Below are 11,834 nucleotides of genomic sequence, written 5' to 3'. Positions count from 1 at the left end.
CTACTCCTCCCCGAACAGCCCCGCCTGCCCCGGCGGCGCGGCGGGCGCCTTGAGCCCGAGATGCAGATAGGCCTTACCGCAGGCCACCCGGCCGCGCGGCGTGCGCTGGATGAAGCCCTGCTGCATCAGATAGGGCTCGATGACGTCTTCCACCGCGTCGCGGGACTCGGCGATGGCGTAGGCGATGGTCTCGACCCCGGCCGGGCCGCCGCCATAGTGTTCGATCAGGGCGCGCAGATAGCGGCGGTCGAGGCTGTCGAGACCGACCTCGTCGACCTCCAGCCGGGCCAGAGCCATGCCGGCCGCCTTGCGGTCGATGACGGTCGCGCCGTCGGCCTCGGCGAAGTCGCGCACGCGGCGCAGCAGACGGCCGGCGACGCGGGGGGTGCCCCGCGCCCGGGCCGCGATCTCGGCGGCGCCGTCTTCCGACAGCGGCGCGCCCATCTTGCGGGCCGCGCCCAGCAGCACGTGCTTCAGCTCGGCGTGGGTGTAGAATTCCAGCCGGATCGGGATGCCGAAGCGGTCGCGAAGCGGTGTCGCCAGCATGCCCGCCCGGGTCGTCGCCGCCACCAGGGTAAAGGGGGCCAGGTCGATGCGGATCGAGCGGGCGGAAGGGCCCTCGCCGATCACCAGGTCCAGCACATGGTCTTCCATGGCCGGATACAGGATCTCCTCGACGTTCGACGACAGGCGGTGGATCTCGTCGATGAACAGGACGTCGTTGGCTTCCAGATTGGTCAGGATCGCCGCCAGGTCGCCGGGCTTGTTCAGCACCGGACCGGAGGTGGCGCGGAAGTTCACGCCCAGTTCGCGGGCGACGATCTGGGCCAGGGTGGTCTTGCCCAGGCCTGGCGGGCCAAACAGCAGCACATGGTCCAGGGCCTCGCCCCGGCCCTTGGCGGCCTCGATGAAGACGCGGAGATTGCCCTTGGCCTGCTCCTGGCCGACGAACTCAGCCAGGGTCTGGGGGCGCAGGGCCTTGTCGGCCGCCAGCGGGACGGCTTCGTGGGCTTGGGCTTCGCCGGAGATGATGCGGGTCATTGAGCGATATCCTCCCTTCCCGTCGGCGGATGGGGGAAGGGTCGGGGATGGGGGTGACTACGGCGGTAAGGTTCGCGCCAGCGGCCAGCGCCGAGACACCCCCATCCCAACCCTTCCCCCATCAAGGGGGAAGGGCTTTTAAAACCGATCACCGCCCCAACTCCTGAAGCCCAGCCTTGATCAGGGCCTGCACCGTCGCCTCTTCACCCAGCTTGACGGCGGCGGCTTCGACCACGCGGCGGGCGTTCACTTCGGCCACGCCCAGACCCATCAGCGCCGCGACGGCGTCGCCGGTCGGGGCGGGCTTGGCCTTCACGGGCGCGGAACCGGAAGACGGCGCGGTCATCAGCACCGGGCCGTCGGTGATCGGCTTGTCCTTCAACTCGGTGACGATCCGCAGGGCCAGCTTGGGCCCCACGCCCGAGGCGCGACCGACGGCGGCCTTGTCCTCGCGGGCGACAGCGCTGGCCAGCTCGGCCGGCGACAGGATGTCCAGCACCGCCATCGCCGCCTTGGGGCCGACCCCCTGGATGGCCTGCAGCAGCACGAAGGCGCGGCGGTCCTCGCGGGTGGCGAAACCGTAGAGTCGCAGGCCGGCGCTTTCGCTCCACTGGCTCTCGATGTGCAGCAGGGCCTCTTCGCCCAGGGCCGGCAGGCGCGAGAGGGTGCGGCCGCCGCAGCGGACCACATAGCCCACGCCCATGACGTCGATCAGGGCCTCTTCCTCGCCGACCTCGGCGACCGCGCCGCGCAATCTACCGATCATGCGACCCTCCGGTTGGCGACGCGCAGATTGGCGTGGGTGATGGCGACGGCCAGGGCGTCGGCGCAGTCGGCCGTGGTCTTGCCCGCCGTGGGCAGCAGGCGGGCGATCATGAAGCCGATCTGGGCCTTGTCGGCCGCGCCGGTGCCGACCACCGCCTTCTTGACCAGACGGGTCGAATACTCAGCCACCAGCAGGCCGGCGCGGGCCGGCGCGATCAGGGCGGCGGCGCGGGCGTGGCCCAGTTTCAGCGTGGATTGGGCGTTGGTGTTGAGGAACACCTCCTCCACCGCCGCCTCATCGGGCCGATGCTGCTCGATCACCGCGCAGATGCCTTCGAACAGGTGCAGCAGGCGCTGGGCGAACTCGGCCTTCTCGTCGGGCGCGATCACGCCGTGGGCGACGTGGCTCATGCGCGAGCCTTCGACCGCGATCACGCCCCAGCCGGTGCGGCGCAGGCCGGGGTCGAGGCCCAGGATCCGGATCGGGATGCGATTCATGTTCATCATGTGTTCTCGCAACATCGCCTGTTCCGCGCCCGAGGAAAAGCCCCTGTATTGCTAACGCGAGCTTAACGCCGACCCTTGCGCGCGACCGCGCGCCGGGCTCTCCTTCCGCCCAGTTCATAAGGGGAGATGATTTGATGCGTTTGGCGGGATGGATGACGACGGCGGCCGTGCTGGCCCTGCCGATGGCGGCGCAGGCCCAGGCGACGCCTCGCCCCGATCAGCTGAAATTCCGCGAGCTCTACAAGGAGCTGGTCGAGATCAACACCACCCTGTCGGTCGGCAGTTGCACCGCCGCCGCCGAGGCCATGGGCGCGCGCCTTAAGGCGGCCGGCTATCCCGAGGCGGATGTGAAGGTCGTCGTCGAGCCCAAGCACCCCCGCGAAGGCTCGCTGGTGGCCGTGCTGCACGGGACCGACCCCAAGGCCAAGCCCATGCTGCTGCTGGCCCATATCGACGTCGTCGAGGCCAACCGCGCCGACTGGACCCGCGATCCGTTCGTGCTGGTCGAGGAGAACGGCTATTTCTACGGACGCGGCACGTCGGACGACAAGGCCCAGGCCGCCATCTGGGCCGACAGCATGGTCCGGTTGAAGCAGGAGGGCTTCAAGCCCAAGCGCGACATCAAGATGGCCCTGACCTGCGGCGAGGAAAGCGAGGGCTATAACGGCATCGAGGACCTGGTGAAGAACCACCGCGCCCTGGTGGACGCCGAGTTCGCCCTCAACGAAGGCGCCGACGGCCTGCTGGATGATCAGGGCAAGGAAGTGGTGCTTGAGGTCCAGGCCGGCGAGAAGGTCTATCAGGACTTCACCCTGACGGTGACCAATCCGGGCGGCCACTCCAGCCGGCCCCACGGCGCCAACGCCATCTATCAGCTGTCGGCGGCGCTGGACCGGATCGGCGCCTACCAGTTCCCGCCCCGCTTCATCGACGCCACCCGGGGCTATTTCACCCAGATGCAGCCCCGCGTGCCGGCCCCGCAGGCCGCCGCCATGAAGGCCCTGGTCGCCAATATCGAAGACCCGGCGGCGCTGAAGGTCGTCACGGCCGATCCGATGTGGAACGCGATGCTGCGCACCACCTGCGTGGCCACCATGGTCAGCGCCGGCCACGCGCCCAACGCCCTGCCCCAGCGCGCCACGGCCAACGTCAACTGCCGCATCCTGCCCGGCACCCCGGTCGAGGAGGTCAAGGCCAAGCTGTCGGAGGTCGCCGCCGATCCGGCCGTCGCCTTCACCCTGGCCCACCCGTCCAAGGCCGCCTCGCCGCCGCCGGCCCTGACGCCGGCCATCATGGGCCCGATCAACAAGCAGGCCGCCAAGCTGTGGCCCGGCGTGCCGATCGTGCCGATCCTGCTGACCGGCGCCACCGATGGCGTGCACACCAACGCCGCCGGCATTCCAACCTATGGCGTCAGCGGCCTGTTCGGCGGCTCGGACGGCGACGGCATCCACGGCCGGAACGAGCGCATGCGGGTCAAGTCGCTGTATGACGGGCGCGACTTCCTGCACGGCCTGATCAAGGACTATGCGGGCGGGAAGTAGCGTCCTTTTTCATCCCGGGTCTGCGCGCTGCGCGCTTGCCCGGGATGACAATTCATTGGAACGGGCCGCCAGTTACACGATCATAGGCCCAGCGCTGCAAGACGCTCGACAGTGCGCACAATCCGCCAGCGATTAGGCTAAAGACAGCGGTCATCGCGAGCGTGATCCCGAGGCCCAGCCAAAACGAATTCCAATCCTTCACGATTCGGAGCGTGCCCCCGATTACCAAGGGGATACCGACCGCTAAGGCTGTTCTCGATGCCCCCTTCACGAACGACGTCCAAGGATCGTCTGGCTCTCGGAGGATCCGCATCATGCGGCGCCGGCCGAGCGATCGAACTGATCGTCCGCTAGCTTCCCGAACAGCGTCGTCAGGATCAGCCGCTCCACGACAGCGACATCGACGTCCACGCAGACCTCGGCGTTGGGCGCGCCGTCGATGCGCTCGATGCGGCCCTGGCGGATCCCGTCGACCGACACCCGCAACCGCGCCGGCTCGAAGGTGAAGGCGTCAGGCGCGATCAGGCTGGCGGCGGCCACGGCGTCGTGCGGATGGCAGCCCCCCGCCGTGCCCCAGACCTGGGCGTGGAAGTCCATATAGGCGCCCGCCGCCCGACTGAGCCGAGCCGAGAGCGGCGAGCCGCAACAGGCCGCGCCCGCCTCCAGCGCCGCCCGGGTCAGGGTGATCCGGCTGGAGACGTCCATCGGCATCAGGCGCGGGCGAACCCCGGCCTCGAGAATCCGCTGCAGGGCTTCCGGATCGCTCCAGCTGTTGAAGTCGGCGCCGCCGGCGGCCTTGCCCTCGACGGCGAAGGCGCCGGCCATGATGGTCGGGCGCCAGGCGCGGAACGCGACCGGATCGTCCAGCAGGCCCTGGGCCAGGTTAGTCAGGGGGCCCAGGAACAGCCCGGTGATCCGGCGACGCGCGGCGAAGGCCAGCAGGCTGACGCCATGGCCGCGATCCAGCTCCGGCAGTTTCCAGCGCTGCGAAAACCCCGCGCCGTTCAGCCCATCGGCGCCATGAGCGGGCCGCATCCGCTCGACCCGGCGCTTGGCCAGACCCGATCCGGCGCCGATATAGACCTCGGCCCCGCAGCCGGCCAGCCGCAGCACCCCTCGGGCATTGGCGGCGGCCTGGTCGACATAGGTGTTGCCGAACACCGCCGACACCGACCCCACCTCGATGACGTCGCGCGCCCGCGCCAGCATGGCCAGCGCCAGGGCGTCGTCCACGCCGCAGTCGGTGTCGATATGCACGCGCAGGGTCATGCGGCGAGTGTAGCCGAGCGGATGTGACGGGGAGAAGACGGGAAACACCGTCTCCCTCCCCCCGCGCCGGAAACGGCCGCAGCCTAGCCCAGCTTGGCCAGGTCTTCGTCGCTGATCTCTTCGTTCGAATAGACGTTCTGGACGTCGTCATCGTCGTTGAGCATGTCCAGCAGCTTCATCAGGGTGGCGACGCTGTCGCCGGTCACCGGCACCTGCATCTTCGGACGCCAGGCGATCTTGGTGTTCGACGCCGGGCCGAACTTGGCTTCCAGGGCGGCCGCCACCTCGTTGAGGCTTTCGAAGGCGGTATAGACCGTGTGGCCCTCGCCCTCTTCGTCCATGTCCGACTCGACGTCATCGGCGCCGGCCTCGATGGCGGCCTCCATCATCGCGTCTTCCGACGCCGCCTTGGCCGGATAGCCGATCTGGCCGACGTGGTCGAAGTTGAACGTGACCGAACCGGTCGCGCCCATATTGCCGCCCAGCTTGGTGAAGTAGGAGCGGACATTGGCGGCGGCGCGGTTGCGGTTGTCGGTCAGCACCTCGACGATGATGCCCACGCCGCCGGCCGCGACGCCTTCGTAGCGGATCTCGGTGTAGTCGGCCGCGTCGCCCATCTGCGACTTCTTGATCGCGCGGTCGATGACGTCCTTGGGCAGGCTTTCGGCCTTGGCGTTGTTCACCGCCAGGCGCAGGCGCGGGTTCATGTTGGGATCGGCCACGCCGGCCTTGGCCGCCACGGTGATTTCCCGCGACAGCTTGGAGAACAGCTTGGAGCGCGCGGCGTCGGCGCGGCCCTTGCGGTGCATGATGTTCTTGAATTTCGAGTGGCCGGCCATTCGGGGGCTCTATCTCTGATCTGATGATGGTGGAGTGGGCGCGCTTCTAGCCTCTGAAGCGGGGTTTTGTCACGTCTAGACCGCCGGAACCGTCGGCTTCAGCCGGCCGCCCACCCGGATCGGCTCGACCCGCAGGGCCAGGCCGGTGCGGTCGTCGGTCTCGACGAACACGCCGCAGACCGTGGCCGGACCCGAAGCGGGCGTATAGCGGCCGCCGCTGATCTTGGTGGTGAAGCGCCGCAGGGGCTCTTCCTTCTGGTTGCCGATGACGCTGTCATAGTCGGCGCAGGCCCCGGCGTCGGTCTGGTAGGCCGTGCCGCCGGGCAGGATCTGGGCGTCGGCGGTCGGCACGTGCGTGTGGGTGCCGACGACCAGCGAAGCGCGACCGTCGCAATAGTGGCCCATGGCCATCTTCTCGGAGGTGGCCTCGCAGTGCATGTCGACCACCACCGCGTCGGCCACCTGGCCCAGCGGGGCCTTGTCCAGCTCGCGGTCGGCGGCGGCGAAGGGGTCGTCCATGGCGTCCATGTGCACCCGGCCCAGCAGGTTGATGACCATGATGGTCCGGCCGCGCTCGGTCTGGAACAAGTGGCTGCCCCGCCCCGGGGCGTCCGACAGGATCGGATAGTTGGCCGGACGGATCAGGCGCGGCTCGCGCACGATATAGGTCAGAGCCTCGCGCTGGTCCCAGCTGTGATTGCCCAGGGTCAGGCAATCGGCGCCGGCCTCAAAGAGTTCGCGCGCCGTGTTCTCGGTGATGCCGAAGCCGGCGGCGGCGTTCTCGGCGTTGATGATCACGAACTCAAGGTCGAGGTCACGGCGCAGGGCGGGCAGATGATCGGCCAGACCGTCGCGGCCCGACTTGCCGACGACATCGCCGAAAAAAGCAAAACGCATGGATATTCCTTAGCGGCCCGTCTTCGAGCCCGTGTCATTGACCGCGATATACTCTTTTTCGGTGAGAATGGCGTCCAGCGCTTGATCATGCGGTTCGTGCGGCAAATTCGCCGTCTCCTGACCGCCATAGGCCAGGCCCAGCACGAAGACTTCGCGCCGCGCCTTCAGGGCTTCCAGCGCGCGATCATAATAGCCGCCGCCCTGCCCCAGACGCCGGCCGTCGCGATCGAAGGCCAGCAGCGGCACGATGACCAGGTCAGGCTCAAGAGCCTCGCTGTCGGCGGGCGGCGCGTGCAGGCCGATACCGTCGCGGCTCAGCGGGGCTGTGCGATCCCAGCGGCGGAAGACCATGGCGCCGGTCTCGCCCTCGACGGACGGCAGGGCCAGGGTCCAGCCCGCTTCAGCCAGCTGGTCGGCCAGGAGGCGCGGCGAAATCTCCGAACCCAGGCTGTGATACAGCGCGGCGACCCTGCCGACGGGATCGGGGAAGAGCCGGGTCAAGGACTGGCGACCGACTTCGGCGACCATCCGGTCGGCCTCGGGATATTCCTTGGCCAGCAGCTTGCGCCGGGTGCGGACGAACATCCGCAGGGCGGCCTTGGCGGAGGCGGGATCGGCGTGAACCATGCCGCTTCATTAAGGAAGGAAAGGTGGCGGCGCCATGAAGAACCGTGAAGACGTTTCAATCCACTCGAACCTGTTTGGTACAGGTGGGCCCCGTGTCCCCGCAGCCACGGCCACGGGAGGGAACAGGTCCCGATAGAGAGATTAAGGTCCCTGGGAATAGAAATCTTCGACGAGGGCCACAGCAGACCCGCCGCTGAGGAATATAGGCGCTCGCTCCCCCCGGCGATAGGGGCGTTCCGTCGCGGCCCTCACGATCCTCAGAGTCCCAGCGAGACCTTCAGGAACGCGTCGGCCTTCCCCAACATCTCGGTCCGGGCCGCACCGTCGTTCAGATGGTGATCGAGACCCTTGAACTCGATGTACTCGACCTTGCGACCTGCGTCGCGGAGCTTGCGCTCCATCAGCCGCGACTCGCCGACCCCGACATTGGTATCCAGGTCGCCGTGGAACAGCAGCACCGGAGCCTTGATCGCCGCGGCGTTCTGGGCCGGTGAGCCCTCGGCGACGTGCGGCCCCTTGCCGATGAACTGGCTGACCTGCAGGTAGTTGGTGAAGTTCTGGTGCTCCTGCCGCAGCAGTTCGAGGTCCGTGACCGGCGCGATCGCGACGACGGCCTTGAACAGGTCGGGATCCAGCACATTCGACTGCAGCGCCGCGTAGCCGCCGTAGGACCAGCCGACGATGGCCAGCTTGCCCGGCGCGGCGATCCCCTGCTGCGCCAGCCAGCGGCCGCCGTCGTTGACGTCGCCGACGGCCGTGCGCCAGGACTGGAAGCCGTTCTTCTGGAACCAGTCGGCCCCATAGCCGGCGGAGCCCCGGTAGTTGGGTTGCAGCACCGCGAAGCCCCGCTGGGCGAAGTACTGCGCCAGCCAGTCGAAGCCCCAGTCGTCGCGGGCGCTGGGGCCGCCGTGCGGCATGACGATCGCCGGCAGGTTCTTGCCGTCGCTGCCCGGCGGCAGGGTCAGGTAGCCCGGGATCTGCGTGCCGTCGGCCGCCGGATAGCTGATCGCCTTCACCGTGGCCAACTTCATCCCCTCCAGCTGCGGCCGGGCGGCCGTCAGGTCCTGGAGCTTCCGGGTGGTCTTGTCGAAGAGGTAATAGACGCCCGGATAGCTGTCGCCGCCGGCGAACAGCAGGAGCTTGGATTCGTCGGCCGAGGCGTCGATGAAGGTGACGATCCGTCCGGGCATGGCCTTGCCGATCGCCAGACCCAGCTTGCGCAGCTCCGGATCGAAGAATTCGGTTTCCCGGCGGTCGGTGACGAAGGATGCGCCGACCACGCGGTTCTGCTGGCCGATCCGCACCAGGCCCGAGACGTCGACGTCCGGTCGCGCCAAGACCAGGTCGCGCGTCATCGAGCCGTCGAGGGCGATCTTGTAGAGCGCCTGGCGCCCGTCCTTGTCGTCGAAACCGTAGACGACGTTGAGCTTCTGATCGACGGCGTAGGGGTTGAACCCGCTCCAGCCGACCGAACCGCTGGTCAGCTGGCCCAGCGGCAGCCACTCGCGGCTGTCGGGCTTGCGGTAGAGATAGGAGATCTTGCCGCCGGAATAGCCGGAGTTCCCCCGCGTGGGCTGCATGCCCATGATTCTGACCGTCCCATGCCCGTCACCGATATATTCCAAGGCGGTGCTGAAGGCCTTCTCGACGGTCTTTCGCACCAGGGTCAGCGTATCGACGCGCTCGACGCCCAATCCCTCGTCTTTGCGGGTGGTGCGACTGACGCCGGTCTCCTCCAGATACTCGCGGGTCATCAACACCCCGCTCTCAGCGTCGTCGATCGACCAGTCGACGATGGAGCCGCCGTTCTGGGCGACCCCGATGGTCCGGTTGCTGTTCTCGGCGGTCAGCATCTTCAGCTCGCCGCCGTCGCTGTTGAGCGCCAGCAGGCGCGTGTAGCCCAACTTGCTCTCGCCGTTCTTGACCATGGCGTAGATCTGGCAGACCAGGCGCGTGTTGGTCGACCAGCGGCAGTAGGTCAGCCGCTCGGGCGCGCCGCTGGAGACCAGGATGGTCTTGGACGCCCCGGTCGCGATGTTGATGGTCACCAGCTTGGCGCCCTGGCCGGAGCCGGGGACAATCATCGCCACCTGCTGACCGTCGGGCGAAAGGCTGATTTGCTGGATGTATTCCCGCGCCCCGAACGCGGCGGCCGTGGGATCCGCCGCGAGCGCGGGCCCGCCTAGCGCCAGACAGACAAACGCAAACGCCGTGACCAAACGCATCCACCACCCCTTCAAGCTTGGCCCGACGATAGGCGAGACGGCGAATTAAACAACCTAGAGCGCAGCCGGGGCGCGCGGTATCGAAGCGCCCTACTCCGCCGCCAGCTTCTCGATCCGCTCGGCCGCCGCGTCGATGGCGCGGATGGCGGCGATCTCGATGCGGTTGGCTTCGCGGTTCTGTTCGTTCTGCAGCCGCGACAGCTCGCCCTGGGCGTGGGCCAGGCGCAGCTTCAGGTCGCTCATCTCGTCGGCCAGCAGCAGGGCGCCCATCAGGAACAGGCGGGTCTCGCCCAGCTGGCCGACATCCTGGCTCACCTGGCGGACCTGACGGTCGAACAGGCGGGCGATCTCCATGAGGTGGGCCTCCTGCCCGTCCTCGCAGCCGACGGTATAGGGCCGGCCGTTCACCTGGATGGTCAGTTGGGCCATGGGTCAGGCCTCCCGCGGATCATCGAACAGCTCGTCGGTCTCGTCGGCCGGGGCGAGGTCGTCGGACGGATGGTCGTCATTCACCGGTCCCTCGTCGCCCAGGGCGGCGCGGATCTCGGCGATAGCGCGGCCGAGGGCGACCGAGGCCTGGGCGCCGGCTTCCTCCAGGGCGCGCTCGCGCACGCGGGCGGCGTCCAGCTCGGCCTTCAGGCGCGCGGCCTCGCCGTCGAACAGATCGGACGACGATGCTGAAGACGCCGTCGCCGAGGCGACAGCCACGGTCGCGCGCGCGGCCAGCCGCTGTTCAAGCTGCGTCACGGCGCGCTCGAGACGGCGCGCGGCGAGGTCGAGGGCGCTCGTTTCGCCCAGGGTCATCGGCGGGTTCCAATCATGCGGTGCAACATATAGATCAGGGCCAGCTTCGCCACCCGCTGCGGCGACAATAGGGTGATGAAATCGCCCTTGGCAGTATTCCGTCATGCGTTGTTACCGGCCCGGGCTTGACTTCCCCGCCCCTGCCCGCAAAACGCGCCTGCAAAATCAGGGAACGTTGGTCCCTCCGGGCCGCGTCCGATCGTTAGGAGAAAGACCACCATGGCTCTTCGCGTCGCCATCAACGGCTTTGGCCGTATCGGCCGCCTCGTCCTGCGCTCCATCGTCGAGCACGGCCGCACGGATATCGAAGTCGTGGCGATCAACGATCTGGGCCCGGTCGAGACCAACGCCCACCTGCTGCGCTATGACAGCGTGCACGGCCGGTTCCCGGGCGTCGTGACCTCGGGCGAGGACTGGATCGATGTCGGCACCGGCAAGATCAAGGTCACCGCGATCCGCAACCCGGCCGAGCTGCCGCACGCCGAGCTGAACGTCGACATCGCGTTCGAGTGCACGGGCCTGTTCACCACCAAGGAAAAGGCCAGCGCCCACCTGACCGCCGGCGCCAAGCGCGTGCTGGTCAGCGCCCCGTGCGACGGCGCCGACCAGACCATCGTCTACAAGGTCAATGACAACGTGCTGAGCGCCGCCGACCTGGTGGTTTCCAACGGCTCGTGCACCACCAACTGCCTGGCCCCCATCGCCAAGGTCATCCACGACCTGGTCGGCATCGAGCGCGGCTACATGACCACGATCCACAGCTACACCGGCGACCAACCAACGCTGGATACGATGCACAAGGATCTGTATCGCGGCCGGGCCGCCGCCCTGTCGATGATCCCCACCTCGACCGGCGCCGCCAAGGCCCTGGGCCTGGTGCTGCCCGCCCTGAAGGGCAAGCTGGACGGCTCGTCGATCCGCGTCCCGACCCCGAACGTCTCGGTCGTCGACCTGAAGTTCGTGCCGACGCGCGACACCACCGCCGCCGAGCTGAACGCCGCCCTGGTCGCCGCCGCCGAAGGCCCGCTGAAGGGCGTGCTGGCCGTCACCGACGAGCCGCTGGTCTCGACCGACTTCAACCACATCGCCGCCAGCTCGACGGCGGCCCTGGCCCAGACCCAGGTCATCGAAGGCAAGCTGGGCCGCGTGCTCAGCTGGTACGACAACGAATGGGGCTTCGCGACCCGCATGAGCGACACCGCGCTCGTGATGGCCAAGTTCCTGTAAGTCGCTATCCACTCTCAGCCGCCCCGGTCTTCGGGGCGGCTGAGCTGCTTTAGACAGGTAGAATCCCAACGCGGTCGCCAGAGGAGGAC

The 11,834-nt window shown here is 68.2% G+C and carries 12 protein-coding genes; 2 read left to right on the top strand and 10 right to left on the bottom strand.

What is annotated here, in order from left to right:
* The 3 genes from ruvB to ruvC form a co-directional block, all read right to left on the bottom strand.
* Positions 1-1,041, bottom strand: a complete 1,041-nt coding sequence (ruvB, locus tag ACW17V_RS02400) for a Holliday junction branch migration DNA helicase RuvB (protein ID WP_492107302.1) — start codon at positions 1,039-1,041, stop codon at positions 1-3.
* A 148-nt stretch (positions 1,042-1,189) separates the two neighbouring features.
* On the bottom strand, positions 1,190-1,807 hold the full coding sequence (gene ruvA, locus ACW17V_RS02395) for a Holliday junction branch migration protein RuvA (protein WP_492107301.1): 618 nt from the start codon (positions 1,805-1,807) through the stop codon (positions 1,190-1,192).
* Complete coding sequence (ruvC, locus tag ACW17V_RS02390) at positions 1,804-2,325, bottom strand: crossover junction endodeoxyribonuclease RuvC (protein ID WP_419321381.1); 522 nt, start codon at positions 2,323-2,325, stop codon at positions 1,804-1,806. Before ruvC ends, ruvA begins: the two co-directional genes overlap by 4 nt.
* A 122-nt stretch (positions 2,326-2,447) precedes the next feature.
* Here ruvC and ACW17V_RS02385 point away from each other — a divergent pair, with 122 nt between their 5' ends.
* Positions 2,448-3,857, top strand: coding sequence for a M20/M25/M40 family metallo-hydrolase (locus ACW17V_RS02385; RefSeq protein ID WP_492107300.1), 1,410 nt, complete (start codon positions 2,448-2,450; stop codon positions 3,855-3,857).
* A gap of 312 nt (positions 3,858-4,169) precedes the next feature.
* On the opposite strand, the gene ACW17V_RS02380 is transcribed toward ACW17V_RS02385, so the two are convergent.
* The 7 genes from ACW17V_RS02380 to ACW17V_RS02350 form a co-directional block, all read right to left on the bottom strand.
* Positions 4,170-5,126 (bottom strand): nucleoside hydrolase, encoded by a 957-nt coding sequence (locus tag ACW17V_RS02380; RefSeq protein WP_492107299.1) that lies wholly within the window; start codon positions 5,124-5,126, stop codon positions 4,170-4,172.
* A gap of 83 nt (positions 5,127-5,209) precedes the next feature.
* The gene (locus tag ACW17V_RS02375) at positions 5,210-5,965 is read right to left on the bottom strand and encodes a YebC/PmpR family DNA-binding transcriptional regulator (protein ID WP_492107298.1); all 756 of its coding nucleotides are present in this window, start codon (positions 5,963-5,965) and stop codon (positions 5,210-5,212) included.
* A 75-nt stretch (positions 5,966-6,040) separates the two neighbouring features.
* Positions 6,041-6,862, bottom strand: coding sequence for a TIGR00282 family metallophosphoesterase (locus ACW17V_RS02370; protein ID WP_421739226.1), 822 nt, complete (start codon positions 6,860-6,862; stop codon positions 6,041-6,043).
* Positions 6,863-6,871: 9 nt separating this feature from the next.
* Positions 6,872-7,489, bottom strand: coding sequence for a 5-formyltetrahydrofolate cyclo-ligase (locus tag ACW17V_RS02365; protein ID WP_492107297.1), 618 nt, complete (start codon positions 7,487-7,489; stop codon positions 6,872-6,874).
* Positions 7,490-7,746: 257 nt separating this feature from the next.
* The gene (locus ACW17V_RS02360) at positions 7,747-9,714 is read right to left on the bottom strand and encodes an alpha/beta hydrolase family protein (protein ID WP_492107296.1); all 1,968 of its coding nucleotides are present in this window, start codon (positions 9,712-9,714) and stop codon (positions 7,747-7,749) included.
* 90 nt (positions 9,715-9,804) lie between these two features.
* Positions 9,805-10,143, bottom strand: coding sequence for a cell division protein ZapA (locus tag ACW17V_RS02355; RefSeq protein WP_492107295.1), 339 nt, complete (start codon positions 10,141-10,143; stop codon positions 9,805-9,807).
* A gap of 3 nt (positions 10,144-10,146) precedes the next feature.
* Complete coding sequence (locus ACW17V_RS02350; RefSeq protein WP_492107294.1) at positions 10,147-10,518, bottom strand: DUF4164 family protein; 372 nt, start codon at positions 10,516-10,518, stop codon at positions 10,147-10,149.
* Between the two features lie 219 nt (positions 10,519-10,737).
* On the opposite strand from ACW17V_RS02350, the gene gap reads away from it, so the two are divergent.
* Complete coding sequence (gene gap, locus ACW17V_RS02345) at positions 10,738-11,745, top strand: type I glyceraldehyde-3-phosphate dehydrogenase (protein ID WP_492107293.1); 1,008 nt, start codon at positions 10,738-10,740, stop codon at positions 11,743-11,745.
* Positions 11,746-11,834: the final 89 nt, after the last annotated feature.

The sequence above is a fragment of the Caulobacter sp. FV2ye17ST genome, from assembly GCF_058680955.1.
The sequence above is the reverse complement of the archived record's forward strand: the minus strand, read 5'-3'. Positions and strand labels throughout refer to the sequence as shown.

Excerpts from the sequence above, each read along its gene's own strand:
- ruvB (WP_492107302.1), bottom strand. The coding sequence starts at position 1,041 with ATGACCCGCATCATCTCCGGCGAAGCCCAAGCCCACGAAGCCGTCCCG.
- ruvA (WP_492107301.1), bottom strand. The coding sequence starts at position 1,807 with ATGATCGGTAGATTGCGCGGCGCGGTCGCCGAGGTCGGCGAGGAAGAG.
- ACW17V_RS02385 (WP_492107300.1), top strand. The coding sequence starts at position 2,448 with ATGCGTTTGGCGGGATGGATGACGACGGCGGCCGTGCTGGCCCTGCCG.
- ACW17V_RS02380 (WP_492107299.1), bottom strand. The coding sequence starts at position 5,126 with ATGACCCTGCGCGTGCATATCGACACCGACTGCGGCGTGGACGACGCC.
- ACW17V_RS02375 (WP_492107298.1), bottom strand. The coding sequence starts at position 5,965 with ATGGCCGGCCACTCGAAATTCAAGAACATCATGCACCGCAAGGGCCGC.
- ACW17V_RS02370 (WP_421739226.1), bottom strand. The coding sequence starts at position 6,862 with ATGCGTTTTGCTTTTTTCGGCGATGTCGTCGGCAAGTCGGGCCGCGAC.
- ACW17V_RS02365 (WP_492107297.1), bottom strand. The coding sequence starts at position 7,489 with ATGGTTCACGCCGATCCCGCCTCCGCCAAGGCCGCCCTGCGGATGTTC.
- ACW17V_RS02360 (WP_492107296.1), bottom strand. The coding sequence starts at position 9,714 with ATGCGTTTGGTCACGGCGTTTGCGTTTGTCTGTCTGGCGCTAGGCGGG.
- ACW17V_RS02355 (WP_492107295.1), bottom strand. The coding sequence starts at position 10,143 with ATGGCCCAACTGACCATCCAGGTGAACGGCCGGCCCTATACCGTCGGC.
- ACW17V_RS02350 (WP_492107294.1), bottom strand. The coding sequence starts at position 10,518 with ATGACCCTGGGCGAAACGAGCGCCCTCGACCTCGCCGCGCGCCGTCTC.
- gap (WP_492107293.1), top strand. The coding sequence starts at position 10,738 with ATGGCTCTTCGCGTCGCCATCAACGGCTTTGGCCGTATCGGCCGCCTC.